At 68.2% G+C, this 24372-nt stretch carries 21 protein-coding genes; 3 read left to right on the top strand and 18 right to left on the bottom strand.

Features of this window, described 5'->3' with window-relative positions:
- From BLT78_RS04090 to BLT78_RS04080, 3 genes are all read right to left on the bottom strand, one after another.
- The gene (locus BLT78_RS04090; protein ID WP_090352131.1) at positions 1 to 750 is read right to left on the bottom strand and encodes an electron transfer flavoprotein subunit beta/FixA family protein; all 750 of its coding nucleotides are present in this window, start codon (positions 748 to 750) and stop codon (positions 1 to 3) included.
- A 181-nt stretch (positions 751 to 931) separates the two neighbouring features.
- Positions 932 to 2584, bottom strand: a complete 1653-nt coding sequence (locus tag BLT78_RS04085) for an arylsulfatase (protein ID WP_090347743.1) — start codon at positions 2582 to 2584, stop codon at positions 932 to 934.
- 154 nt (positions 2585 to 2738) lie between these two features.
- Positions 2739 to 3815, bottom strand: coding sequence for an SMP-30/gluconolactonase/LRE family protein (locus BLT78_RS04080; protein ID WP_172830762.1), 1077 nt, complete (start codon positions 3813 to 3815; stop codon positions 2739 to 2741).
- A 199-nt stretch (positions 3816 to 4014) separates the two neighbouring features.
- Between BLT78_RS04080 and BLT78_RS04075 the strand changes: the two genes are divergently transcribed.
- On the top strand, positions 4015 to 4971 hold the full coding sequence (locus BLT78_RS04075; RefSeq protein ID WP_090347741.1) for a p-hydroxyphenylacetate 3-hydroxylase reductase component: 957 nt from the start codon (positions 4015 to 4017) through the stop codon (positions 4969 to 4971).
- 74 nt (positions 4972 to 5045) lie between these two features.
- Here BLT78_RS04075 and BLT78_RS04070 read toward each other — a convergent pair whose 3' ends face one another.
- The 13 genes from BLT78_RS04070 to BLT78_RS21295 form a co-directional block, all read right to left on the bottom strand.
- A complete protein-coding gene (locus BLT78_RS04070; protein WP_090347740.1) occupies positions 5046 to 5891 on the bottom strand; it encodes an alpha/beta fold hydrolase in 846 nt (281 codons plus the stop codon).
- A 49-nt stretch (positions 5892 to 5940) separates the two neighbouring features.
- Positions 5941 to 6972: a 4-hydroxy-2-oxovalerate aldolase gene (dmpG, locus tag BLT78_RS04065; protein WP_090347739.1), complete on the bottom strand. Its 1032-nt coding sequence runs from the start codon at positions 6970 to 6972 to the stop codon at positions 5941 to 5943.
- A gap of 11 nt (positions 6973 to 6983) precedes the next feature.
- Entirely contained in the window at positions 6984 to 7925 is a 942-nt protein-coding gene (locus BLT78_RS04060; protein WP_090347738.1) for an acetaldehyde dehydrogenase (acetylating), read from the bottom strand.
- Positions 7926 to 7948: 23 nt separating this feature from the next.
- Complete coding sequence (gene dmpE, locus BLT78_RS04055; protein ID WP_231975694.1) at positions 7949 to 8737, bottom strand: 2-oxopent-4-enoate hydratase; 789 nt, start codon at positions 8735 to 8737, stop codon at positions 7949 to 7951.
- Between the two features lie 53 nt (positions 8738 to 8790).
- Positions 8791 to 9237: a GlcG/HbpS family heme-binding protein gene (locus tag BLT78_RS04050; protein ID WP_090347737.1), complete on the bottom strand. Its 447-nt coding sequence runs from the start codon at positions 9235 to 9237 to the stop codon at positions 8791 to 8793.
- Positions 9234 to 11651, bottom strand: coding sequence for an efflux RND transporter permease subunit (locus BLT78_RS04045; protein WP_090347736.1), 2418 nt, complete (start codon positions 11649 to 11651; stop codon positions 9234 to 9236). The genes BLT78_RS04050 and BLT78_RS04045 overlap by 4 nt, the downstream gene beginning before the upstream one ends.
- Positions 11652 to 11678: 27 nt before the next feature.
- Positions 11679 to 12761, bottom strand: coding sequence for a WD40/YVTN/BNR-like repeat-containing protein (locus BLT78_RS04040; protein ID WP_231975692.1), 1083 nt, complete (start codon positions 12759 to 12761; stop codon positions 11679 to 11681).
- An 83-nt stretch (positions 12762 to 12844) separates the two neighbouring features.
- Positions 12845 to 14218 carry a DUF1329 domain-containing protein gene (locus BLT78_RS04035; protein ID WP_090347734.1) on the bottom strand — a complete coding sequence of 458 codons (1374 nt, stop codon included), beginning with the start codon at positions 14216 to 14218 and terminating at the stop codon, positions 12845 to 12847.
- 10 nt (positions 14219 to 14228) lie between these two features.
- The gene (locus BLT78_RS04030) at positions 14229 to 15923 is read right to left on the bottom strand and encodes a DUF1302 domain-containing protein (RefSeq protein ID WP_090347733.1); all 1695 of its coding nucleotides are present in this window, start codon (positions 15921 to 15923) and stop codon (positions 14229 to 14231) included.
- A gap of 110 nt (positions 15924 to 16033) precedes the next feature.
- Positions 16034 to 17254 (bottom strand): acyl-CoA dehydrogenase family protein, encoded by a 1221-nt coding sequence (locus BLT78_RS04025; RefSeq protein ID WP_090347732.1) that lies wholly within the window; start codon positions 17252 to 17254, stop codon positions 16034 to 16036.
- 83 nt (positions 17255 to 17337) lie between these two features.
- Positions 17338 to 18216 carry an alpha/beta fold hydrolase gene (locus tag BLT78_RS04020; RefSeq protein WP_090347731.1) on the bottom strand — a complete coding sequence of 293 codons (879 nt, stop codon included), beginning with the start codon at positions 18214 to 18216 and terminating at the stop codon, positions 17338 to 17340.
- Between the two features lie 22 nt (positions 18217 to 18238).
- On the bottom strand, positions 18239 to 19138 hold the full coding sequence (locus BLT78_RS04015) for a VOC family protein (protein WP_090347730.1): 900 nt from the start codon (positions 19136 to 19138) through the stop codon (positions 18239 to 18241).
- 93 nt (positions 19139 to 19231) lie between these two features.
- Positions 19232 to 19459 carry a hypothetical protein gene (locus tag BLT78_RS21295; RefSeq protein ID WP_157719475.1) on the bottom strand — a complete coding sequence of 76 codons (228 nt, stop codon included), beginning with the start codon at positions 19457 to 19459 and terminating at the stop codon, positions 19232 to 19234.
- A 4-nt stretch (positions 19460 to 19463) separates the two neighbouring features.
- On the opposite strand from BLT78_RS21295, the gene BLT78_RS04010 reads away from it, so the two are divergent.
- Together BLT78_RS04010 and BLT78_RS04005 are read left to right on the top strand one after the other, a co-directional pair.
- Positions 19464 to 21308 carry a sigma-54-dependent Fis family transcriptional regulator gene (locus tag BLT78_RS04010; RefSeq protein ID WP_090347729.1) on the top strand — a complete coding sequence of 615 codons (1845 nt, stop codon included), beginning with the start codon at positions 19464 to 19466 and terminating at the stop codon, positions 21306 to 21308.
- A gap of 128 nt (positions 21309 to 21436) precedes the next feature.
- Complete coding sequence (locus BLT78_RS04005; RefSeq protein WP_090347728.1) at positions 21437 to 22204, top strand: tetratricopeptide repeat protein; 768 nt, start codon at positions 21437 to 21439, stop codon at positions 22202 to 22204.
- A 135-nt stretch (positions 22205 to 22339) separates the two neighbouring features.
- On the opposite strand, the gene BLT78_RS04000 is transcribed toward BLT78_RS04005, so the two are convergent.
- Both BLT78_RS04000 and BLT78_RS03995 read right to left on the bottom strand, forming a co-directional pair.
- A complete protein-coding gene (locus tag BLT78_RS04000) occupies positions 22340 to 23746 on the bottom strand; it encodes an MFS transporter (RefSeq protein ID WP_090347727.1) in 1407 nt (468 codons plus the stop codon).
- A 31-nt stretch (positions 23747 to 23777) separates the two neighbouring features.
- Positions 23778 to 24353, bottom strand: coding sequence for a cysteine hydrolase family protein (locus BLT78_RS03995; protein ID WP_090347726.1), 576 nt, complete (start codon positions 24351 to 24353; stop codon positions 23778 to 23780).
- Positions 24354 to 24372: the final 19 nt, after the last annotated feature.

Below are 24372 nucleotides of genomic sequence, written 5' to 3'. Positions count from 1 at the left end.
TCAGATCACCTTCGCTTCGTTCTGCAGTTTCTCGACCAGCTCGGCCACCGACTTGACCTTGATCCCGGCGCTGCGCGCGGCCGGGGCCTCGACCTTGAGCACCTTGACGCTGGAGGCGGTGGACACGCCGAGAGCATCCGGAGTCAGTACGTCGAGCGGCTTCTTCTTGGCCTTCATGATGTTGGGCAGCGAGGCGTAGCGCGGCTCGTTGAGACGCAGGTCGGTGGTGACGATGGCCGGCAGTTTCAGTGAAACGGTCTGCAGGCCGCCGTCGATCTCGCGGGTGACGCTGGCACGGTCGCCGGCCACCTCGACCTTGGAGGCGAAGGTGCCCTGGGCGAAGCCGGTCAGCGCGGCGAGCATCTGCCCGGTCTGGTTGTTGTCGCTGTCGATGGCCTGCTTGCCGGTGATGATCAGCTGCGGCTGCTCCTTGTCGACCACGGCCTTGAGCAGCTTGGCCACGGCCAGGGAATTCAGCTCGTCATTGGACTCGACCAGGATGGCGCGATCGGCGCCGAGGGCCAGGGCGGTGCGCAGCTGTTCCTGCGCGGCGGCCGGGCCGACCGAGGCCACCACCACTTCGCTGGCGATGCCCTGCTCCTTGAGGCGTACCGCTTCTTCCACGGCGATCTCGCAGAAGGGGTTCATCGCCATCTTCACGTTGCCCAGATCGACGCCGGAGTGGTCCGCCTTGACGCGGACCTTGACGTTGTAGTCCAGCACCCGCTTCACGGTCACCAGAATCTTCATCACCACCTCGCTCATTGCTGTCATGCCCGGACGGGCTTGCCTGTGGCAGGGATTATCGACAGCCGCGCCCAGCGTTGAGGAGGCAGGGCGAGCGAAGGGGGCGTTCAGCTTTGCTGCAGAATCCGCCGCGGCGCCAATGCAAGAGGCCCCCGGATCGGAGGCCTCTTCAATCAACACAGGCTCAGGTGCCGGGCGGCTCGACCACCCCCGCCCAGTCCACATAGCGCCGCCACTGGGCCTTGAGCTCCTCGACCTTCTGCGGGTAGCGGGCGGACAGGTCGGTGGTCTCGCCGCGATCCTCGGCCAGGTTGTAGAGCTTCCAGGCGTAGGGCCGGTCGGGCAACGGCGGACCGCTGTGCGGCGCGCGGGCGGCCACCAGTTTCCAGTCGCCGTCGCGCACGTAGGCCTGGCCGAACAGCTCACCGGCTACCTGTCGCGATGTATCGGCCTGCCCGCCGGCGAGCATGGCCAGCAGCGAGCGCCCGCTCATCGGCGCTCTGGGTGCTCCCTGGTAGCTGTCGCCGGGCAGCGGCAGGCCGGCCGCCTCGAGGAAGGTCGGCGCCAGGTCGTCGACCCGGCCGAAGCCGTGCAGGATGCGCCCGCCCCCGCCGCCCATGGCCGCCGGCAGACGCACGATGGTCGGCACGGCGATGCCGCCCTCGGCGGTGGTGCCCTTGACCAGGCTGAACGGCGTCGCGCTGACCTCGGCCCAGCGGTAGCCGTAGTTGATGTTGGAGCCCCGGCGGCCGATGTTGGCCAGCGAGTCGTCGGTCAGGCCGTCGCCCGGCGAGTAGCCCTTGGCGTGGTCCTCGCCGGCGGCGCCGTTGTCGGACATGAACACGATCAGGGTGTTCTCGTATTCGCCGATGCGCTTGAGGTAGTCGATCAGCAGGCCGATGTTCATGTCCAGGTGCTCGACCATGGCCGCATAGACTTCCATCTTGCGCGCCTGCAGCGCCCTCTCCGCAGCATCGAGCTGCTGCCACTGCGGGCTCGGCACGCTCGCCGGCGCCGCGGCGACGAACTGTGGATCGACCAGCCCGAGCCGCTTCAGGCGCTCGATGCGTGCCTGGCGGATGGCCTCGTAGCCGCCGTCGTAGCGCCCGCGGTACCTGTCGATGTAGGCCTCGGGGGCATGCAGCGGCCAGTGCGGCGCCGTGTAGGCGGCGTAGGCGAAGAACGGCTTGCCGCTGTCGCGCCCGGACTCGATGTAGTCGATCAACCGGTCGGTGTAGAAGTCGCTCGAGAAGAAGTTCTCCGGCAGCTCGATGGGTTTGCCGTCCTCGCGGTAGCTGACGTTCTCGACGCGCACCGTCGAGTCCGGCAGCGGCTTGAAGTGGCTGGCGCCGCCTTCGAGCAGGGTCAGCGAGCGGTCGAAACCCCAGGCGTGCGGCCCCTGGTCGTCGGCCTTGCCCAGGTGCCACTTGCCGGCCATGTAGGTGACATAGCCTCCGTCCTTGAGCAGGCGAGGCAGCGAATGGGCGCGCGCATTGAGGTGCCCCTCGTAGCCCGGACGGCCCTGCAGCGACTTGGCGAAGGGCAACACCTCGGCCATGGTGCCGAGGCCGACCAGATGGTTGTCGGTGCCGGACATGAGCATCGCCCGGGTCGGCGAACAGGTCGGCGCGGCGTAGAAGCCGGTCATCCGTACCCCCTCCCCGGCCAGCTGGTCGAGGCTCGGCGTCTCGATCTCGCCGCCGAAGCTGGCGAGGTCGGAGAAGCCCAGGTCATCGGCGAGGATCAGCAGGATGTTCGGCTGCTCGGCCGCGGCGGCGGCGGCCGGCAGCACCCAGGCCAGCAGGGCGGCACCGGCCGCCCGCTTGAGTCGTTGCATGACATTTCCCTTTTGTTCGACGAGAAAGCGCTTGATCCGGCAGGGCAATGGCACGCGGCCGGTTTCCGGTCTGCAGGGGCGAATTCATTCGTCCTGGCGCGTATTCCGGCGAATGAATTCGCCCCTACAGCGGATCGACCGGCCTCGGTGGCCTTTAACGCGACTGCCCTGCCCGCTCCGGCGCCGCCAGCCTCAGCAGGCGATCCCCGGTGTAGGAGCCGACGTACAGCGTCCCACCGGCCTCGACCGCCACCGAGGCGCCGGCCAGCACGCCCTCCTTCGCCGCGAACAGCTCGCGGTTCTCGCCGCTCTGCGTATCCACGGCAGACACCTTGAAGCCCACCGGGCAGTGCTCGACATGGCTGGCGAAGCAGCGCTGGAAGGCGCCGGCGTCGTCGATGCCGGCGCCGAGCAGGCGGCCGTCCGCGCCCCAGCTCAGGTTGTCGACCATGTAGCCGACCGGCACCCGCGCCAGCGGGCGACCCTCCTGCAGGTCGAACTGGCGGATCTCTCCGGCGGTCCAGGCGGCGAACCAGGCATGCCGGCCATCGGCCGACACCTGCACGCCGTTGGGGAACGGCGCCTCGCTGCCCGCCAGCTTCTGCAGCGCCTGCCCCGGCGTCCAGCGCATCAGGTAGCCGGTGTCGCGGCCGTCGAGCAGCTGCGCGAGCGGCAGCGGCGGCGCCATGCTCGCCGACTCGAACATCACGCTGGCAACGAAGCCGCCGTCCGGCGTGGCCGCCACGTCGTTGAAGCGCCCGATCTCCTTCTGCTCGACGCAGCCGCGCCAGTACGCCTGCCAGTCGCCGCCGTCCGCCAGCAGCTCGACGAACTCGACGGCTTCGCGACCGCTGTGGTTGACCACCAGCAGCTGCTGGCGGCCATCGGCGCGCTTGGTCAGGTGGATGCCATGGGCGCCGGGCGCCTGCGGCGGCGCGGCACAGCCCGCCTCGCCCCAGCCTTCCTGCGGCGCGATCTGCAGCGGCAGGTCGCGTGCCGTCTCGCTCTGCAGGTCCATGATACGCAGGCGCGACACCTGCTGCCCGGCCAGTCCGGGGGTGATGCTCATGATCAGCTGGCGACCGTCCGGGGTGAGTTCCAGATCCTCCGGCGGAGCGATGCCGCAGACCGGCTGGAAGCCTTGTCCCGGCGTGCAGGGCGGCGCATCGGCGAAAGCAGTACCACCGAGCAGCGAACAGGCCAAGATGGCGACGGGATGGATCCTGGGCACGGGCAACTCCTTTGACTTTGCAGGCATGGTTCACGGCAAAGCTACCAGTCGGGCAGCGGGCGACCAGACAAACGAAGCGAACGGTGCTTTCGCTTTAACGTCGATGAAGCCGCCGGCCGGGTTGGCCAGAATGGCCTTACCTCGACAACCAGACGGATCTCGCGCAGGCCGCGCCGCAGAAGGATCCCAGGAGAGCCACATGACAAGTGCAGACCACAACCTCGATCCCAGCCTCGATCCCCGCCAGTTCCGCCGCGCCCTCGGCAACTTCGCCAGCGGGGTGACCATCGTCACCGCCTGCGGCGCCGACGGCCACAAGGTCGGCGTTACCGCCAACAGCTTCAACTCGGTCTCGCTGGAGCCACCGCTGATCCTCTGGAGCCTGGACAAGCGCTCCAGCGCCTGGGAGGTGTTCAAGGACGCCAGCCACTTCGCGGTCAACCTGCTGGCCGCCGAGCAGATCGCCCTGTCCAACCACTTCGCCCGCCCGCAGGAAGACAAGTTCGCCGGCATCGAACACAGCGCCGGTCTCGGCGGTGCGCCGCTGTTCGACGGCTGCGCCGGCAACTTCCAGTGCAGCCAGTTCCAGCACGTCGACGGCGGCGACCACTGGATCATGATCGGCCGGGTGGAGCGCTACGAGGACCACGGCCGCGCGCCGCTGGTCTATCACCAGGGCGGCTACGCCATGGTTCTGCCCCACCCGCGCGGGCGCAAGCCGGAGGCCGGCGAGGCGATCGAGAGCCGCGACCTGCTCAACACCCGCCTCGGCGACAACCTGTTCTACCTGCTGATCCAGGCGGTCAACGCCTGCCACCCGCGCTTCGTCCAGGAGAACCTCGCGCTGGGCCTGCGCAACAGCGAGGCACGCCTGCTGCTGGTGCTGGACAGCGCGCCCCACGCCAGCCTCGCCGAACTGCAGCAGGCCGCCGCCATGCCGGCGCAGGAGGTCGAGGAAGCCCTGGCCGCCCTGCAGGAGCGCGGCTTCCTGCAACCGGCCGGTACGCGCCACGAGGTCACCGCCGCCGGGCATGCCAAGCTGGAAGCGCTGTGGGCCACGGTGAAGCAGGCGCAGCAGGACATCTTCGGCGCCCTCAGTGACGGCGAGCTGGAAGTGTTCAAGAAGGCGCTGCGCCTGGGCATGGCCAGCCGCTGAAGCCAGCCCCATCAGCCGCGCAAACGACAAGGGGGGAGACGGTAACCGTCTCCCCCCTTGTCGTTGTACCGACCTCAGTGCTTGAGGAAGTCGATCACCAGGCGGTTGAACGCCTCGGCGTGCTCCCACTGCGCCCAGTGGCCGCACTGGCTGAACACGTGCAGGCGCGAGTCGGGGATGCCGTTGAGCAGCTTGAGGCTCCAGTCGATGGGCACGAAGCGGTCGTCGCGGCCCCAGGTGATCAGCGTTTTCGCCTTGATGCCCGGCAGGTCGGCGCTGAAGTCGCCGAAGTTGAACTGGCTCAACTCGACGCTCTTGAGGAAGTTCTCCAGGTGCAGCGGGTTGGCCAGGATGCTGCTCAGGCGCAGCTGGATCAGCTCCTCGGTCAGCGCGCTGGAGTCGTAGACGAAGACGTTGAGCATCTTCTTCAGGTTGTCCAGGGTCGGCTCGCGGTAGACCTGGAACAGCAGCTTGATGCCCTCCATCGGCAGCGGGGTGAACAGGCTGGTCTTGCCGACCCCGCCGGCGCCCATGAGGATCAGCCGGCTCAGCCGCTCGGGGAACTCGACGGCGAAGGCCAGCGCGCTGCCGCCGCCCATGGAGTTGCCGATCAGGTGCGCGCGGTCGATGTCCAGCGCGTCCATCAGGCCCTTGGTGTAGCGGGCGTTGACCACGAAGCGCGGCTCGGCGGTGAGGATCGGGTCGGATTTACCGAAGCCCGGGCAGTCGAGCAGGATCACCCGGTAGCCGGCCTCGACGAAGGCGTCGACGTTGCGGTGGAAGTTGGCCCAGCCGGTGGCGCCGGCGCCGGAGCCGTGCAGCATGATCACCACCTCGCCGCTGCCGGCGTCGTTGTAGTGCAGGCGCAGGTCGCCGACCTGGACGAAATGGCTGGTGTTGTCCTGGGTGTATTGGCTCATGGTTCTTTTCCTTGTTGTTCGATGTTGAATTGCACGCGAATGGGAAAACTCAGTGGCCCTTGCCGGCCGCCAGCAGATCCAGCGCCACGTCGACGATCATGTCTTCCTGACCGCCGACCATGCGCCGGCGACCCAGCTCGACGAGGATGTCGAGGGTCTTCAGGCCGTACTTGGCCGCCGCCACCTCGGCGTGGCGCAGGAAGCTGGAGTAGACGCCGGCGTAGCCGAGACCGAGGGTCTCGCGGTCGACGCGCACCGGGCGGTCCTGCAGCGGACGCACCAGGTCGTCGGCGGCGTCCATCAGGCGGTACAGGTCGGTGCCGTGGTTCCAACCCATGCGCTCGGCGGCGGCGATGAACACCTCCAGCGGCGCGTTGCCGGCGCCGGCGCCCATGCCGGCGAGGCTGGCGTCGATGCGGTCGCAACCCTCCTCCACCGCAGCGATGGAGTTGGCCACGCCGAGGCTGAGGTTGTGGTGGGCGTGCATGCCGGTCTGGGTCTCGGGGTTCAGCACCGCCTTGAACGCACGCATGCGCTCGCGGATGTCCTGCATGTTCATCGCACCGCCGGAGTCGGCCATGTAGATGCACTGGGCGCCGTAGCTCTCCATCAGCTTGCCCTGGGCGGCCAGCTGCTCGGCGGGGATCATGTGGCTCATCATCAGGAAGCCGACGGTGTCCATGCCCAGGCTGCGCGCGTATTCGATGTGCTGCTTGGAGACGTCCGCCTCGGTGCAGTGGGTGGCCACGCGTACCGAACGGGCGCCGGCGTCGTAGGCGGCCTTGAGGTCGTGGACCGTGCCGATGCCGGGCAGCAGCAGCACGGTGATCCTGGCGTGCTGGATCACCTCGGCGGCGGCCTCGATCCACTCCAGATCGGTGTGCGCGCCAAAGCCGTAGTTGAACGAGGAACCCTGCAGGCCGTCGCCGTGGGTGACTTCGATGGAGTCCACCTTGGCCTCGTCCAGGGCGCGGGCGATGTCCTGCACGTTCTGCAGCGAGTACTGGTGGCGCACGGCATGACTACCGTCGCGCAGGGTCACGTCGGAGATGTACAGCTTCTTGCTCGGGTCGAAGGTCATGGCGCTTCTCCTCAGCCGTTGATCATGGAAAGCGCCATGCGCTCGGCGGTGGCCAGCGCGGCGGAGGTCATGATGTCGAGGTTGCCGGCGTAGGCCGGCAGGTAGTGGGCGGCGCCTTCGACTTCGAGGAACACCGAGGTCTTCAGGCCGGAGAACTTGCCGTGGCCCGGGATGGTCAGCGGCGCATCTTCCGGAATCACGTCGAACTGCACCTTCTGCTTGAGGCGGTAGCCCGGCACGTAGGCCTGCACGGCGGCGGCCATTTCCTCTACCGAGGCTTCGACCTTGGCCTGGTCGACCGCTTCGGAGAGCACGAACACGGTGTCGCGCATGATCAGCGGCGGCTCGGCCGGGTTCATGACGATGATCGCCTTGCCCTTGGCGGCGCCGCCGATCACCTCGATGGCTTTCGAAGTGGTTTCGGTGAACTCGTCGATATTGGCGCGGGTACCGGGGCCGGCGGACTTGCTGGCGATCGAGGCGACGATCTCGGCGTAATGCACCTTGGCCACGCGCGACACCGCGGCGACCATCGGGATAGTGGCCTGGCCGCCGCAGGTGACCATGTTGACGTTGGTCGCGGCGAGGTTGTCTTCCAGATTGACCACCGGCACGCAGTACGGGCCGATGGCCGCCGGGGTCAGGTCGATCAGGCGGATGCCGGGCTTGAGCGAGCGCAGGAAGGCGTCGTTCCTGACGTGGGCGCCCGCGCTGGTGGCGTCGAACACGAAGTCGATGTCCTTGAACACCTCCATGCGGGTCAGGCCCTCGACACCCTCGTGGGTGGTGGCCACGCCCATCCGCGCGGCGCGGGCCAGGCCGTCGGAGGCCGGGTCGATGCCGACCATGGCGCCCATTTCCAGGTGCTGGCCGTGGCGGAGGATCTTGATCATCAGGTCGGTGCCGATGTTGCCCGAGCCGACGATGGCGACCTTGAGTTTCTGGTTGTTCATCGGGATTTCCTTGTGGATGTCGCTCAGTCGAAGCGGATCGAGCAGCTGCCGATGCCGGCCAGGGTCATGCGCAGCTGGTCGCCGGCGGTCACCGGCACCATGGCCGACAGCGCCCCGGAGAGGATCACCTCGCCGGCCTTGAGGCCCATGCCCAGGCGGCCCAGAGTGTTGGCCAGCCAGGCCACGGCGATCACCGGGGAGCCCATGGTCGCGGCACCGGCGCCGGTGCCGACGATGCGGCCGTTCTTCTCCAGCACCATGCCGGTGGTGAACAGGTCCAGCTGGCGCGGGTCGACCAGGCGGTCGCCGAGCACGAACACCCCGCAGGAGGCGTTGTCGGCGACGGTGTCCTGGATGCGGATCCTCCAGTCCTGGATGCGCGAATCGACGATCTCGAAGCAGGCCATCACCCCCTCGGTGGCGCGCAGCACGTCGGCCACGGTGACCCCCGGCCCGGCCAGGTCGTGCTTGAGCACGAAGGCGATCTCGCCCTCGGCCTTGGGCTGGATCAGCGAGGCCATCGACACGCTGGAACCCTGGTCGACGATCATGCGGTCGGTGAGCTGGCCGAAGTCCGGCTGGTCGACCTTGAGCATGTCCATCACCGCCTGGCTGGTGACGCCGATCTTCTTGCCGACGATGCGCTCGCCCTGCTCCAGGCGCCGGGCGATCAGGCGCTGCTGGATGGCATAGGCATCCTCGATGCCCAGTTGCGGGAAGCGCTCGGTCAGCGGCGCCACCGCCTCGCCGCTGCGCAGCGCGTTGAACAGTTCGTCGCCGAGCGCCGCGATGTCGATGGGGTAATTGCTCACGGGGTCGTTCTCCTGTGCGATGGAGCTGTGAAAGGGATTGAGGAAGCTCAGCGTCATGCGATAGCCCTCACGCCAGCGGTAGCGCACTCGATGTCCTGCTCCTCGCTGGCGCCGGACACGCCGATGGCGCCGACCAGGCGGCCGTCGACCAGCAGCGGGAAGGCGCCGCCCATCGGCACCATGCGCGGGCGCAGCAGCAGGCAGGTGCGCACGTGGTCGGGCGCGCAGCCCATCAGCTCGCCGAGCGCCCCGGTGGGCATGGAGAAGGACACCGCGGTCATCGCCTTGTCCTGGGCGATGTCGATGGTGTGCAGCGGCGCCTGCGGCAGGCGGGAGAAGGCCAGCAGATGGCCGCCGGCATCGACCACCGCGACGCTGACCCGCAGGCCACGCTCCTCGGCGTGACGCAGGGCGGCGGCGATGGCCTGGTGGGCCGCCGGCAGGCTGAGCGGATCGCTCAGGCGCTGGGTGCTGGCGCCGGGGTTGGGGTGCAGGCTCATGCCGGCACCTCCTGGCTGCTGGCGCAGGCCACAGTCGCCGCCGGCCTGAGCATGAAGCAGGCCAGCGCCGGGACCAGCACCAGGGCCACCAGCATGTTGCAGAGGAACATGAAGGTCAGCAGCACGCCCATGTCGGCCTGGAACTTGATCGGCGAGAAGATCCAGGTCACCACGCCGAGCGACAGGGTCAGGCCGGTGAACACCACCACCCGCCCGGTGAACTGCAGGGCCCGGGCGTAGGCCTCGGCCAGCGAGGCGCCGCGCTTGAGCCAGAACAGGGTGACGCTGAGAATGTACAGCGCGTAGTCGACGCCGATGCCGACGCCCAGGGCCACCACCGGCAGGGTCGCCACCTTGAGGCCCATGCCCAGCTTGACCATCAGCGCCTCGGCCAGCAGCGAGGTGAGGATCAGCGGCAGGATGGCGCAGACCACCGCGCGCCAGGAGCGGAAGGCGGCGAAGCACAGCAGGGTCACCGCCAGGTACACGCCCAGCAGCATCTGGCCGTTGGCCTGTTTGACCACGATGTTGGTGGCGCTCTCGATGCCGGCATTGCCCGCCGCCAGCAGGAAGCGCGCGCGCTGGTCGTCGTACTCGGCGGCGAAGCGCTCGGTGACCGCCACCACATCGCTCAGGGTGTCGGCCTTGTGGTCCTTGAGGTAGGCATACACCGACAGCAGGTCGCAGGTGTCATTGAACAGCTCGCGCGGCGAGCGGATGGCGGCGGCGTTGATCATCGCCTGGTTGGGCAGCAGCTCGTTCCACTTGAGGTTGCCCTCGTTCATGCCGACGTTGATCTTGCGCGCCAGCCCGGCGATGGAGCTGGTGCCCTCGACGCCCGGCAGCTGGCGCAGGCGCCACTCCAGCTCCTCGACCTTGCGCAGGGTGGCGTAGTCGATGCACTGGCCGGCAGGGGTGGCGACCATCACCACGAACACGTCGCTGCTGGCCTGGTAGTGGCCGATGACGAACTGGTTGTCGCGGTTGTAGCGCGAGTCGGCGCGCAGCTCGGGGGCGCCCGGATCGAGGTCGCCGACCTTCAGCTCGCGGCCGACCAGCAGCGCGAACAGGCCGATGCCCAGCGCCACCAGCAGCGCCAGCGCCGCCGGCCGCGGGCCGGTGAAGCGCTCGAACACGCCGAGCAGGCGCGGACCGCCCGCCTCGCCCGCTTCCAGCTTGAGGCTGCGCGCGGCGGCGAGCGGGGAAACGCCGGTGTACGACAGCATGATCGGCAGCAGCGCCAGGTTGGTGAACACCAGGATGCCCACGCCGACGCTGGCGATGATCGCCAGCTCCTGGATCACCGGCACATCGACGATGGTCAGCACGGCGAAGCCGACCACGTCGGCGAGCAGCGCGGTCATCCCGGCGGCGAACAGGCGGCGGAAGGTGTAGCGCGCGGCGATCAGCTTGTGGGTGCCGCGGCCGACGTCCTGCATGATGCCGTTCATCTTCTGCGCGCCGTGGCTGACGCCGATGGCGTAGACCAGGAACGGGATGAGGATCGAGTAGGGATTGAGCTCGTAGCCCAGCAGCGGCAGGCAGCCGAGCAGCCAGATCACCCCGACCAGGGTGCAGCCCTGCACCACCAGGGTGCTGCGCCAGCAGCGGGTGAAGTAGTAGAGGATCGCCGTGGTGATCAGCACCGCCACGGCGAAGAAGCCGAGCACCGCCTGCAGGCCGGCGATCAGGTCGCCCATCACTTTGGCGAAGCCGATGATGTGGATGTCCATGCCCTTGGCCTGGTAGCGGCTGCGGATCTCCTCCAGGGCGTCGGACAGGGTCTGGTAGTCGAGCGCCTGGCCGGTCTTGGGGTCGATGTCCAGCAGCGGCACATGGACGATGGTCGAGCGCAGGTCGCGCGCCACCAGCTGGCCGATCTCGCCGGAGCGTTCGACGTTGGCGCGCAGGATCGCCAGGCTCTCGGCGCTGCCGTCGAAGCCGTCCGGCACCACCGGGCCGCCGTCGAAGCCCTCCTCGGTGACGCCCTGCCAGCGGGTCAGCGGCGTCCACAGCGACTTCATGAAGGCACGGTCGACGCCCGGCACCAGGTACAGGTCGTCGTTGATCTGCCGGAGGGTCTCCATGTACTCGGCGCTGAAGATGTCGCCCTCGCGCCCCTCCGGCACCGCCACGGCGATGCGCACGGCATTGGCGCTGCCCTTGAGCTCGTCGGCATGCGCGAGGAAGTTGAGCACGAACGGATGGTTGGCCGGGATGGTCTTGAGGAAGCTGGCGTTCAGGCGCAGGCCGGTGGCGGCGACCGCGAACAGCAGCGTCAGCAGCAGGCAGACGCCGATCACCAGGCTGCGATGGTTGAACAGCAGGCGCTCCAGGCGGTTGCCCGAATGCCTGTCGAAATCCGCAAGGGATGCGATGGCGGCGAAATCGTCGGTGGAATGACCGATAGCCATGTTATTGACCTCTTGTTATTGACCGACTCAACGCAGCGCGCCCGGCTCGAAGAAGGAAACGCCATTGACTCCGACCGCCACGCTGCCGCCATCGCTGGTGGCCAGCAGGCCGGCGAAGGGGAACTGGGCGCTGGGCCTGACCGGCCGGAAGCTCTGCCCGTCGTCGCGGCTCAGCCAGCCGGCGCCGGACTCGTCGACCAGCAGGATGCCGCCGTCGGCCAGGTTGACCCCGGCGGTAAGGCTCTGGCTGCCGGCGAACTCGACCTGCTGCCAGCTGGCGCCGCCATCGCCGGAGCGGAACAGGTTGCCGCGCAGGCCGAAGGCCAGCAGATGGCCGCTGCGGGTGACGACCAGGCCGAAGAAGCTGCCCGGATAGGGCTCGCCAAGCGGCTCGAGCTGCTGCAGGTCGCTGTCCAGACGCAGCAGCATGCCCAGCTCGCCGGCCAGGTAGAGCTGCCCGCCGTGTTCGCGGACGACGTTGACGTGGCGCTGCTCGGTGCCGTCCAGCAGCGCCAGCGAGGGCAGCCAAGTGTCGCCGCCATCGTGGGTGACGAAGCCGAAACCGTAGGCGCCGACGGCCACCACCCGCTGGCGATCGAGGCACTGCACGTCGAGCAGCGGCTTGTCGGCGCCCTCCATCTGCAGGCGCCGCGCATCGTGGGCGCGCTCCGGGTCCTGCAGCTCGCGGGCCTGGACGATGGCGGTGGCGGCCTGCAGGCCGTCGAAGCGCTTGCTCCAGCTGCGTCCGCCGTCGACGGTCTTGAGGATCACGCCGCGGTGGCCGACTGCCCAGCCGGTGTCGCGGTCGGCGAAGCACACGCCGGTCAGGGTCACCGAGACCGGCACCTCGGCCTGCTGCCAGCTCTGCCCGCGGTCGTCGGAATAGACGATGTGGCCGCGCGCACCCACCGCGACGATGCGCTCGCCGGCGCTGGCCACGGCATTGAGCAGCGAGCGCGCCGCCAGGGGCGAGCGCAGGGCCGGCTGCTGCAGGGTGTCAGGTACGTCACGGACGACCTCCGGCCGCTTCTCGGTATCGGCGAAGGCGTTCGACTCCGCCACAACCAGTCCGACCAGGGATATGCACAAGGCGATCATTGTTCTTTTCACTGTCGGAATCTCCGCTACCACAGGGCACCGCACGGGCTGCCCGCCCCGCCGCAGCGGGGCAGGCAGCCCGTGCGCATCGGAACTCAGCGTGCGCTCTGGGTCATCAGCGATTCCGGCGAGAAGTAGCTCTCGCGGCGGCGCTCGGCCATGGCGTACTGGTCCTTGCCGGCATCGCCCAGGGCGCAGTTGTAGACCCAGGCCTTGGTGCGGTGGTCATGGAAGAAACCGGTGCAGTAGTTCACCGTGGCCGGGATATCCGGCGCGGCGAACGGGGTGGTCAGCGCGGTGCGCCACAGGGTGCCCTCGGCGTCCCAGCCGTCGAGGATGGCGGTGCCCCAGTTGTCCTCGTCGTAGTAGTACTTGCGCTTGGGCACGGCGTGGCGCTTGCCGGGCTTGAGGGTCGCCTCCACCTCCCAGACGCGGTGCAGCTCCCAGCGCATCATCTCCGGCTTGGCATGGCGCTGATCCATCACCGCCTGGTCGGCGTTGGCCAGCAGCTTGTTGCTGTTGTAGGGAATGATCATTTCCCGCTTGCCGATCAGCTTCCAGTCGTAGCGCTCGGGCGAGCCGCCGCCGCCGAAGGTCTCGTCGACGAAGTTGACCCCGGAGGCCACCACGTTGGGGGTGTCGAAGTTGATGCTCGGCGCGCGGCGCACGCGGCGCTGGCCGGCCAGGTACTGCCACAGGGTGCGGCCCTTAACGTGGTCGAGCACGTTGTGCACCATCAGCGCCTCGCCGGCGCGGAAGGCCGGCGCGTAGGTGGACTGGATCGCCAGCATGTAGTTGGGGTTGGGCGTGCTCTCCAGCGAGCCGTCCTTGTAGTAGTAGGGATACTGGCCGTCGTCGACCGCGGCGGTGGCCAGCACCTGCTTGCCGTCGGCGGTGGTGGTCCACACCTTGTACCTGGTGTGGGTGGATTCGCCGCGCCACAGGGTCATGTGGTTCCAGTGCACCTCGAGGCCCGACTGGGGGATCGGGAAGGGCACGCCGCCGTAGGCGCCCTTCACGGTCAGGCCGTCGTTCTCCAGGGTGGCGCGGGTGGCGTTCTTGTAGGTGTTGTCGTACACCCACTGCGGCGCCGCCGCGGTGCGCCGGGTCGGATAGACGTCGATGCGGAAGGTCTGCGGGTTGTCCCTGAACAGCTGGATCACGCCCTCGGACAGCTTGTCCTTGTACTGGTCGAGATTGGCCGCGGTGATGGTGTACAGCGGCTTGTCGGCAGCGAACGGATCGACGTTGCGCTGCCCCTGCTGGTAGCCGGCCGGCACCTCGGTGAAGCCGCCGTTCCAGGCCGGGATGCTGCCGTCGGCGTTGCCGGCACGCTCGGCGCCAATCGGCGTCAGCTTGCCCTTGAGGGCCTCGGCCTCCTGCGGGCTGACCGCCGCATGGGCGGCGCCGATGCACAGCGACAGCAGGGATACGCAAGTCAGGAAACGGGCTTTGTTGTTCTTGTACATGGTCAACACCTCAGAAAGTGTGCGAGACGCTGAAGGCGATGAAGTCGCGGTCGGCGTTGGTCTGCTCGTAGGTCTTGATGCCGCCGATGTTGATCGGCGCCGAGGGCCCGAAGTAGCCGTTGTAGGACAGGCTGAAGTTGATCGACTTCAGGTAGTCGCCGGCGATGCCGATGTTGTAGTTGCCGCCCTTGGCCTGGCTGAAGCCGCCGACCGCCGAGGAACGGCCGTCGATGCCGTAGCCGAAGCCCATCGGCACCGACAGGTCGAGCCCGTCGAGCACCTGGAAGTAGGTCGGGGTGAACACCACGCGCATGGCGGTGGCGTCGCGGGTCGAGTTGGGGTCGAGGCTCTCGCGGTTCTTGTCCACGCTCAGCGTGCGGTTCCACGCCAGCTCGGCGAGGATGGTCGCCGAATCCCAGAAGGTGCCGGTGGGCAGCACGTTGATCATGTTGATCTGCGCGTGGGCGGTCTTGCCGATGGCGTACAGCGGGTTGTGGTCGTTGTCACCGACCGCCACCGGCGCCACCGCGCTGAGGTCGGCCACGGTCAGGCTGACCAGCGGTGCGTCGTGGCGGATCGACGCCTCGAAGCCGACGTTGGCGTTGCCGATGCCGCGGTTGGCACTGAAGCCGAAGGCGGTGATGTCCTCGGGGAACACCAGCATGTACTCGCCCTGCTTGTCCGCCGGCTGGCTCGGGCCGACATTGGCGCCCGGGCGCACCTGCACCTGGAAGTTCTTGTCGTGGTAGCGCACCGCGTACAGGCCGAAGTCGGTATCCAGTGCATCCGAGCGGTAGCGCAGCTGGATGCCGCCCTGCCCGGAGTCGCGCGCCTCGATGTCCTTGCCGCGGTAGAAGGAGGCCACCGGGCCGACGCCCGGCACCGTGGCGAGGATGATGCGCTCGCCGCCCTCGTCGAGCAGGTCGGCCGGGCTGAAGTAGCTGCCGGCGCCGGGGATGCGGGTGCGCTCCCACTCGAACTGGTAGTAGGCGCCCACCGAGAAGTTGGGGGTCAGCTGCAGCTGGGTGGAGAACTGCTTGACCGGCAGGCCGAGCTCCTTGAACTGCGAGTTGGGTACCGACAGCGCCTTGACCGCGTCGATCGGCTGCTGGGCGGCGGCGATGCCGTTGTTGCCGAAGAACAGGCTCTCGCCGTAGAGCAGCGCATGCTGGCCCAGGCGCGCCACGCCCCACATCTCCTCGCCCATGGTGAACTTGCCGTAGGCGAAGGCGTCGAGGAACTCCGCATCGCGGCCGTGCAGGTCGCGGGTCTCGTCGGTGAACTCGTCGTGGTCGACGCTGAACGAGTTGGCGGTGAAGGGCGAGTCGTTGTCGTTGTCCTTGTTGTAGACGTCGTCGTACCAGGCCGCGCCGCTGACACGGAAGCCGACGTCCTGGTATTTGACGTCCAGTTCGGACAGCAGGTCGACACGGTTGGAGATCAGCCCCTGGTCGAAGTTGCGGTCGCCGTCGTCCAGGTTGGGATCGGCGACCAGCTTGTCGTGCTGGTCCTTGATCCGCCAGGCGTTGCTGTACTTGAGGGTGTTGTCCCAGCGCACCTCGATGTCGCTGCCGGTATCGAACTGGAAGGCCTGTGCCGACATGTTCGGCAGCAGGACGATGGCGACGGTCAGTGCGGACAGCTTGAAGGCCTTTTCCACTGCGCAGGCAGAGTCGACTGGCCGCGCGGCTTTCTTGGAAGTCATGTGGATACCTCGAATTACGCTTGAGCGCTTTTATTGTTATCGGGATGTCTGCCGGCCCCGGCGGCCGGCAGATGCACACATACGGACGTTCGGATTCCCCCGCATTCTCCTCAGTCGTGGATGGATACCGGCTCCAGGCCGAAGATCATCGGCGGCAGCTGCTGGCCCAGCAGGTAGGCGCCGAGCATGCCGGCGGTGTCGTCGGCGTTCTGGGTGATGTGGTTGGCGGCGGCGATGACGTCGCGCAGGATCCGCTGCAGCGGGTTGTCCAGGTAGATGCCGCGCGCCGAGGTGGCCTTGAACAGCAGCATCACCGCCTCCTCGCACTCGCGGCCGACGCGGGCGATGTCGAGCATGTAGTGCACGCGGTCATGGGTCGGCACCAGCTCGCGGCGCTCCACGATCTCGGTGGTCTCGGCCATCATCTGCAGCAGGCGGGCGCGGGCGGTGCGCACGCGCACCACGGCGTTGCCCAGGCGATCCTTGACGTAGGGGCTGAGCGCCGCGCTGTTGCCGTCGGTGGTGTTGGTGCGCACGCTCATCTGGCGGATGTACTCGTCGACGCCGCCCTGGGCCATGCCGACGATCAGCGAGGACACCGCTCCGAAGAACACCTGGTTGAACGGATACAGGTAGTGGTTGCCGCGCTCGCTGTACTCGTACCTGATCAGGCTGTGCACCCGGTGGGCCGGCACGAAGGCATCCCTGACCAGCAGGCTCTTGCTGCCGGTGCCGGCCAGGCCGAAGGTGTGCCAGTCGTCGATGATCTCGTAGTCGGTGGCCGGCACCAGCATGGACAGGCGGTCGATCACCTTGCCGTTGGCGTCCTTGCGCAGGCCGCCGAGGAAGGCCCACTGGCCGTGGTCGCAACCGCTGGAGGTCTTCCAGGTGCCGCTGATGCGGTAGCCGCCATCGACCTCCTCGAGCTTGCCGAAGGGCGGGTAGGACGAGGCGATGATGGCGCGGTCGTCCTCGCCCCACACGTCGACGCAGGCCTGCTCGGGCATGCTGCCGAATTCCCACTGGTGGATGCCGAGGATCATCATGTTCCAGGCGCTGCTGCAGCAGCCGCGGCCCAGTTCCATCAGCACCTTGTAAAACACGCTGGGATTCATCTCCCAGCCGCCGAAGGCCGCCGGCTGGAGGATCTTGAAGAACCCGGCATCGACGAAGGCCTGGATGGTTTCCTTCGAGACCATGCGGTTCTTTTCTACCGAGGTCGCCTTGTCCAGCAGCATCGGGATCAGGTCGCGGGCGCGCTGCAGGATCTCGGCTTCGCTGGGAATCGGCTCGCAGGCCTGCAGGTCGGACTTCTTCAGGACTTGGTTCATGCTGTGATCTCTCTGTTCTTGTTATCGGCAGCCCACCGCCCGCAATGGGCGGCGGGGAGATGCGGTTGAGCGTTGTGCGGGATTTAGAGCTGTCCGCTGGCGAGGAACTTCAGCATCACGCCGTTGAACTCCTCGGGGTCCTCGTACTGCGGCCAGTGCCCGGCCTCGGTCTTCATCACGTACAGCTGGCCCCGGGGCAGACGCGGCAGGGCGGCCTCGGCGGCGGCCACGTCGTGGATCGGGTTGTGGCTGGTCCACAGCAGCAGGGTTTCGCACTGCACCTGCTCCAGCTCGATCATGTCGGGCGTGCCGCCCTCCTTGACCCGCTTGAGGCGCGAGTAGATCAGCGGCGCACACTGCTGGTAGCCGGCCGAGGAGTAGAAGGCCAGGCGGGTGGCGATCAGCTCGTCGCTCAGCAGGTGCCAGTTGCCTTCGAACAGCAGCCACTGCATGCGCTCGCGGATGCTGTCGAAGGTCGGCGCCTGGCCGAAGCTGCGGGCCGACAGTTCGGCCAGGTACTTGAGGTCGGCGCGGCCCTTGTCGCTGACCACCGGGATGCCGCCGGTGGTGTTGAGCACCGCGCGCCTGATGCGCTGCGGGTAGCGCACGGCGAACTCGCCGGTGACCACCCCGCCCAGCGACTCGCCGGAGATGTGCGCCTGCGGGATGTCGAGGACATCCATCAGCTCGCGCAGCTGTTCGACGTAGTCGGCGATCGAGTACTCGATATCGGTCTTCTTCGCCGACAGGCCGTGGCCGACGTAGTCGAAGGCGATCACGTGGTAGTGCTCGCCGAGGGCCACCACGTTCTTCGCGTAGGCCTCCAGATGGCCGCCGATGCCGTGCATCAGGATCAGCGTCTCGGCCTTGCCCTTGCCGGCCTCGGCGATGCGGGTGCGACCGTAGGTGGGCAGCTCGACGAAACGAATCTCGGCGCCGAGGAAATCCAGCCAGATACTCATGTTCGGTTCTCCGTGGTGCCGGTCAGGCGATCTGGTTGCGCTTGTGGCCCCAGTCGCTCAGCTGCGAGTAGCTGCGCACTTCCCAGTTGGCCGCGTCGATCACCACCCCGCCCCAGCCGAACTCGAAGTTGAAGCCGGACGGCGTGCGCGCGTAGAAGGAGAACATGCGGTCGTTCGGGTGATGGCCGAGCTCCAGGGCCACCGGGATGCCGGCGGCGGCGACGCGGTCGTAGGCCAGGCCGACGTCGTCGATGTCCTCGACCTGGAACATGATGTGGTTGAGGGTCTTGGTCGCCATCGGGTTCTCGGCGGTGGCGATGGAGTGGTGGCGGCCGCTGGCGGTGTGGAAGAAGGTGGCGTCGACCAGCACGCCGGGCATGATCTCCTCGCGGATGTAGTCGCTGACCCGCAGCTTGAGCACGTCCTTGTAGAAGCTCAGGGTCTGCTCGCCCTTGCCGGCCTTGGCGAACGGCAGGATGTGGCCGACACCCAGCTCGCCGCAGACGAAGCGGCTTTTCAGCACGCTGGAGCGGAACGGCTCCTGCAGCCTGGCCACATGGGCGCCGAAATAGAACTCGTGGGTGAAACCGTTGGGGTCCTGGCAGGCGTAGGCCTTCTCCACCTTGCGGCGCTTGAGCAGATCGGCCGGCAGCGCGCTGACCTCGACACCCTTCTCGCGCAGCTCGGCGACGTACTCCTCGAGCGCCCGCTCGGTCTTCAGCTCCCAGCCGGCGACCAGCAGGTCGTCGGCGCTGTTCTCCTCGAGGAAGATCCGCTGCTGGTGCTCGTCCATGCGCAGGCTCATGCCCTGGGCATCGCGCTCGCCCACCTGCATGCCGAGAATCTCGGTGGCGAACCACTGCCACTGCTCCAGATCGCTGACGCCCAGACCGACGTAACCGAGTGAGTTGATCTCTGCCACTGCTCGTTCCTCTGTTGTTTTTATAAGTGCCCCGGAGCGGGGCTTCGTCTTGCGAGGAACATAGCGAGCGGCGTGCCAAGTTCGTGGAGGCCGTCAGAATCGACAGAAAAATCCTTTTGAATCAGATAGATAGGAAATCAACAGGCGCTTGCGGAAGGCTCCAGGCAGCGCCTCGGGCGTCGGGCCGGCCTTGCGAAAATTCGCAAGCCTCAGAAAATCCGCGATGAAAAATCGCAACTTTCCCTTGCCGGCGCCGAAGCGGGCGGGCGAAGCTGAAAACGGCCGGCAGAGCCCTCGACAAGCAAAAACGACAACGGACATCACCATGACCACGACCGAAAACAGCGCAGGCGCAGGCAAGGGAATGCGCGGCGACGCGCGTGGCATCATCACCGACCTGCGTTTTCCGGACATGCAGGACCTCGCCGAGCACCTGTACTTCAACCCGCGGGAAGGGCTGATCTGGCTCGGCGAGAAGCGCATGCTGCTGGTCCACGCCGAAGCCTTCGGCGCCATGCGCCAGGAGCTGCTGGAATCCATGGGTGTCGAGTACACCCGTGGCCTGTTCACCCGCATCGGCTATCTCACCGGCCTGCGCGACGCCGAGCTGGCGATCAGGACCCGCACCAGCGGCTCCCAGCTCGACATCCTCGCCGCCGGCGCGCAGCTGCATGCGCTGTCCGGGATGGTCGAGGTCACCCCGGTGTGCATCGAGTTCGACCAGAGCAAGGGCTACCTGTACGGCGAGTTCATCTGGAAGCACTCGGTGGAGAGCGACCTGCACGTGGCCAGCAACGGTACTGCCAGCGACCCGATCTGCTGGATGGAAGTCGGTTACAGTTCGGGCTTCCTCACCCGCCTGATGGGCAAGCGCATCCTGGTGCGCGAGACCGAGTGCCGCGCCAGCGGCGACGAAGTGTGCCGCGCCGTGGCGCGGCCGGTGGAGGAATGGGAGGACGCCGAGGAAGACCTCAAGTACTTCCAGCCGCGTGCCGCCGACCACCGCCGCGGCGAGCCTGCCCCGCCGGCATCGAAACGCTCCGAACCGGCCAGCCTGGGCCCCGCCCCGTTCGGCCTGAGCCAGCCGCGCAGCAGCCTTCCCGAGCTGGATCGCCCGGTGGGCAGCTCGGCGGCCTACCACGCGGTGCTGCACAAGATCCTCCGCGTCGCCAGCACCAACGCCACCGTGCTGCTGCTCGGCGAAAGCGGCGTGGGCAAGACCATGTTCGCCCACGAGGTGCACGCCAACAGCCGGCGCGCCAACGGCCCCTTCGTCGAGATCAACTGCGCGGCCATTCCCGAGGCGCTGATCGAGTCCGAGCTGTTCGGCGTGCAGCGCGGCGCCTACTCCGGCGCCACCGAGCCGCGCGCCGGGCGCTTCGAGTTCGCCGACGGCGGCACCATCTTCCTCGACGAGATCGGCACCCTCAGCATGACCGCCCAGGGCAAGCTGCTGCGCGTGCTGCAGAGCGGCGAGCTGGAGCGCCTGGGCAGCAACAAGACGCTCAAGGTGAACGTGCGGGTGATCGCCGCCACCAACGAGGATCTGGCCGTGGCGGTCAAGGAGGGGCGCTTTCGCAGCGACCTGTTCTATCGCCTCAACGTGTTCCCGGTGACCATCGCCCCGCTGCGCGAGCGCAAGGACGACCTGCCGCTGCTGCTCGACGTCTGCATGACCAAGCTGTCGGCGCTGCACGGCCGCCGGCTGACCGGCATCACCCCGCGCGCCCTGCAGGCGATCCTCGACTACCACTGGCCGGGCAACATCCGCGAGTTCGAGAACGTCATCGAACGCGCGGTCATCCTCGCCGATGACGACGAGGCCATCGACCTGCGTCACCTGTCCGGCCTCAACCTGGCCGAGCAGCGCGAGCGGGTCGGCACGGTGAGCTGGGAGGCCGCCCCGGCCATCGGCATCCGCCTGCCGGCGGGCCAGGAAGTCGGCGTCGGCATGGGCCTGCAGGACAACGCCAGCCGCGACCAGCTGCAGGCACTGGCCAGACGCACCCTGCAGCGCGGCCCGGTGCGCCTGACCGACATCGAGGAGGTGTACATCGAGGTGGCCATGGAGCTGAGCGAAGGCAACGTCTCCAGGGCCGCCGGGATGCTCGGCTACACCCGCGCCCAGCTCGACTACCGGCTGAAGAAGATGGCGCAGGGCGAAGGCTGAGGCGGCCGGCAAAAAGAGCTGCCGCGCCAGGGAACGGCAGCCGCGAAAGGCGATCGAAGAGGACCGCAAGCCCCCGCCCCGGAGCACGGGCGGGAGGATCACCGAGGCCTCGACGACCGCTCGCCATCATGATGAAAAACAACCTGAGGAAGGCCGCCCTGTGGCCGGGACTGCTGATCTGGGCCGCCTGCACGGCATTCGCCGCCAGCGCGGCCGAACGCCCGGACAGCCCGGTGGTGAGGGCCCTGGTGGAAAGCGCCTCCCGCGACCTCGCGGCCGGGCGGACCGAGCAGGCGGCCGCCACCCTAGAGCGCGCCCAGCGCATCGAACCGGGCAATCCGGTGATCGTGCACTACCTCGGCCAGGTGCGCCTGCGCCAGGGCAACTACCCGCAGGCCGAGGCGCTGGCCGCCAAATCCGACGTCCTCTCCGGGGGCGACCGCATCCTGCGCGAGCGCAACGTCTGGCTGATCAATGCCGCCCGGCAGGCCGCCGTGCAGGGACTTCCCCCGGCGGAAGCCGCGGAGCCCGCGGATGACGAGCAGGTCGCCCTGCAACAGCGGCTCGACGAGGAGATCGCCGCGCGCCAGCAGGCCGAAGCCCGCGCTGCCGCCCTGCGCGAGCAACTGGTCCAGGAGCAGGCCCGCAGCAACCAGCGGAGCTGGTCCCGCGATGCGGAATACGGAGACGATTTCGAGGAGCCCGGCATGCAGGCGGCGGTGTACGACACGGCGCAGGAGGCGGACATCTACCGCATCCCTCGCGGCCATCGGCCGCCACGGGGGCAATGCCGCATCTGGTTTCCGGGGCGCCCGCCGGGCAAGCAGCCGCCGCCCGGCGACTGCCGCAGGCTGCGCGAGCGCGTGCCGGCAGGGGCCTGGTTGATCGGCTCCTGACCAATGAATTGGCTAAATGTTGGGACCGGGCGCAAAGGCCACCCTACAAAGCTGATCCGGACTGTAGGGGCGAATTCATTCGCCTGTGCGCGGCGATCTGGCGAATGAATTCGCCCCTACAGGGATGGGGTGGCCTCAGCGCAAGCGCCGCACCACTCCCAGCGCCGCGACGAACAGCAGGGCAATCCCCGCGAACACCGTCGCCGGCGCCGCGGCTGCGCTGCCCGCCGGCGCCAGGCCCAGCCAGCCGGCCAGCTCGGCGCTGCCGGCGGAGGCGGTCAGCACGCCGATCAGCGACACACCCAGCGCCCCACCGCCCTGGCGCAGCAGGGTGATCACCGCGGTGCCTTCGCGCAGGCCGCCGGGCACCACCACCTGGGCCATGCCGGTGTACAGGCCGGGAATCACCAGCCCCAGGCCGATGCGGCAGAGCACCACCGCCACGGCGATCCACAGCAGCTCGCGGGCCCAGGCCAGCAGCGCGCAGGCCAGGGCGAAGCAGGCCAGCCCGCCAGCCACCACCAGGCGCGCGGACAGCCGGTCGACCACCCGCCCGGCCATACTGGTGCTCAGCGCCAGGGCCACACCGCCGAGCAAGAGGATGTTGCCGGTGGTCAGCGCCGGGATGCCCAGCGCGCCCTGCATGAACACCGGGATCAGGAAGGTGGAGCCGTACATGCCGGCGCCGTAGGCCACGCTGACCAGCGCCGCGGCGCGAAAGCCCGGGCTGGCGAACAGCGCGAAGGGCAGCAGCGCATCGCAGCGCCCGCGCTCGACGCGCCAGAACAGCCAGGCGGTGCCCAGCCAGAGCAGGCACAGCGCCCCGGCCAGCAACGCGGAACGCTCCAGCGCCAGCGGCGTGGCGAAGACCAGCGTCACCAGCACGCCGAGCAGGGCCAGGCCCGGCCAGTCAAAGCTGCCGCCCTCCTCCCGCTCCGCCGCGCTGCGCGGCAGGCAGAACCAGCCGAGGCCCAGCGCCAGCAGGGCGGGCGGCACGCCGAGGGAAAAGGTACTGCGCCAGCCTACGTGATCGACGAACCAGCCGGCGATGGTCGGCCCCAGCGCCGGGGCCAGCACCACACCGAGGCCATACAGCGACATCGCCCGCCCCTGGCGCTCCGGCGGCGCCGCCGCCAGCACCAGGAACATCGACAGCGGCTGGATGACCCCGGCACAGGCGCCCTGCAGGCCGCGGGCCAGCAGCATGGACAGGAAGGAGTCGGAGAAGGTGGCGGCCAGCGAGGCGAGCGCGTAGAGCAGCAGCACGCCGAGGAACACCTGGCGCGCGCCCCAGCGCCGCGACAGCCAGGCGGCCAGCGGCGCGGTGAGCACGGTGGCGCCGAGGAACAGCGAGGAGAACAGCTGCGCCACCCGGTGGCTGACGGCGAACTCCTGCATCATCGGCACGATGGCGATGTTGATGGTGGTCGCCGACATCACCACCGCGAAGGTGCCGACGATCAGCGCGGCAGTGGCGCCGAAGGCCGCGCCCTGCACAGGCGCGCCCTCGGTGCGTAGCGACGGGTTTTCCAGCGTGGTCATTTCCGTATCTCCGCTGGTCCCCCCAGCTCTGTCAGTCGAACGCGGCGTCCGAGGTGGTCACCGTGCAGAAGCGGCCGATGCTGGCCACCGAGTTGGCATGTTCCTGGGCCGAAGGCGAAGCGCAGCAGTCCTCCAGCAGCACCACGTCGAAGTCGCGGTCATGCGCGTCGCGTACTGTAGCCTGCACCACCGCCTGGGTACTCACCCCGCTGCAGTAGATGCGCTCGATGCCCTCGCGCTTGAGCAGCAGCTCCAGTTTGGTCTGATAGAACGGCGAGACGCGGTGCTTGACGATATCCCACTCGCCGGCCTGCGGCGCCAGCGCCGCGTGCACCTGGCCGCCCCAGGCGTTCATCTTGAGGATGCCGTTTTTGGCGATCGGGCCGAACACCTGCGAGTTCGGGTTGGCCTCGCGGTGGTCGTCGGAGAACGCCACGCGCACGAAGGCCACCGGGATGCCCTTGCTGCGCGCCTTGTCGATGGCCGCGGCGGTGCGCGCGATGATCTCGCGCGAGCGCACCTGCTCGCCCAGCGGCGACTTGCCGCTGGCGCCGTCTTCGTGGATCAGGTCGTTCTGCATGTCCAGAACCAGATAGATGCTCTTCATTGTTTCAAGTCTCTGCTGG

It is taken from the genome of Pseudomonas oryzae (assembly GCF_900104805.1).
In the GTDB taxonomy this organism is placed as follows: domain Bacteria; phylum Pseudomonadota; class Gammaproteobacteria; order Pseudomonadales; family Pseudomonadaceae; genus Geopseudomonas; species Geopseudomonas oryzae.
Note: the sequence above shows the minus strand (reverse complement) of the source record. Positions and strands in the feature narration are given on the sequence as shown.

Excerpts from the sequence above, each read along its gene's own strand:
- BLT78_RS04020 (WP_090347731.1), bottom strand. The coding sequence starts at position 18,216 with ATGAGTATCTGGCTGGATTTCCTCGGCGCCGAGATTCGTTTCGTCGAG.
- BLT78_RS21295 (WP_157719475.1), bottom strand. The coding sequence starts at position 19,459 with ATGTCCGTTGTCGTTTTTGCTTGTCGAGGGCTCTGCCGGCCGTTTTCA.
- BLT78_RS04070 (WP_090347740.1), bottom strand. The coding sequence starts at position 5,891 with ATGAGCCAATACACCCAGGACAACACCAGCCATTTCGTCCAGGTCGGC.
- BLT78_RS04090 (WP_090352131.1), bottom strand. The coding sequence starts at position 750 with ATGAAGATTCTGGTGACCGTGAAGCGGGTGCTGGACTACAACGTCAAG.
- BLT78_RS03995 (WP_090347726.1), bottom strand. The coding sequence starts at position 24,353 with ATGAAGAGCATCTATCTGGTTCTGGACATGCAGAACGACCTGATCCAC.
- BLT78_RS04010 (WP_090347729.1), top strand. The coding sequence starts at position 19,464 with ATGACCACGACCGAAAACAGCGCAGGCGCAGGCAAGGGAATGCGCGGC.
- BLT78_RS04085 (WP_090347743.1), bottom strand. The coding sequence starts at position 2,584 with ATGCAACGACTCAAGCGGGCGGCCGGTGCCGCCCTGCTGGCCTGGGTG.
- dmpG (WP_090347739.1), bottom strand. The coding sequence starts at position 6,972 with ATGACCTTCGACCCGAGCAAGAAGCTGTACATCTCCGACGTGACCCTG.
- BLT78_RS04075 (WP_090347741.1), top strand. The coding sequence starts at position 4,015 with ATGACAAGTGCAGACCACAACCTCGATCCCAGCCTCGATCCCCGCCAG.
- BLT78_RS04045 (WP_090347736.1), bottom strand. The coding sequence starts at position 11,651 with ATGGCTATCGGTCATTCCACCGACGATTTCGCCGCCATCGCATCCCTT.
- BLT78_RS04060 (WP_090347738.1), bottom strand. The coding sequence starts at position 7,925 with ATGAACAACCAGAAACTCAAGGTCGCCATCGTCGGCTCGGGCAACATC.
- BLT78_RS04035 (WP_090347734.1), bottom strand. The coding sequence starts at position 14,218 with ATGTACAAGAACAACAAAGCCCGTTTCCTGACTTGCGTATCCCTGCTG.
- BLT78_RS04050 (WP_090347737.1), bottom strand. The coding sequence starts at position 9,237 with ATGAGCCTGCACCCCAACCCCGGCGCCAGCACCCAGCGCCTGAGCGAT.
- BLT78_RS04030 (WP_090347733.1), bottom strand. The coding sequence starts at position 15,923 with ATGACTTCCAAGAAAGCCGCGCGGCCAGTCGACTCTGCCTGCGCAGTG.
- BLT78_RS04025 (WP_090347732.1), bottom strand. The coding sequence starts at position 17,254 with ATGAACCAAGTCCTGAAGAAGTCCGACCTGCAGGCCTGCGAGCCGATT.
- BLT78_RS04000 (WP_090347727.1), bottom strand. The coding sequence starts at position 23,746 with ATGACCACGCTGGAAAACCCGTCGCTACGCACCGAGGGCGCGCCTGTG.
- BLT78_RS04005 (WP_090347728.1), top strand. The coding sequence starts at position 21,437 with ATGATGAAAAACAACCTGAGGAAGGCCGCCCTGTGGCCGGGACTGCTG.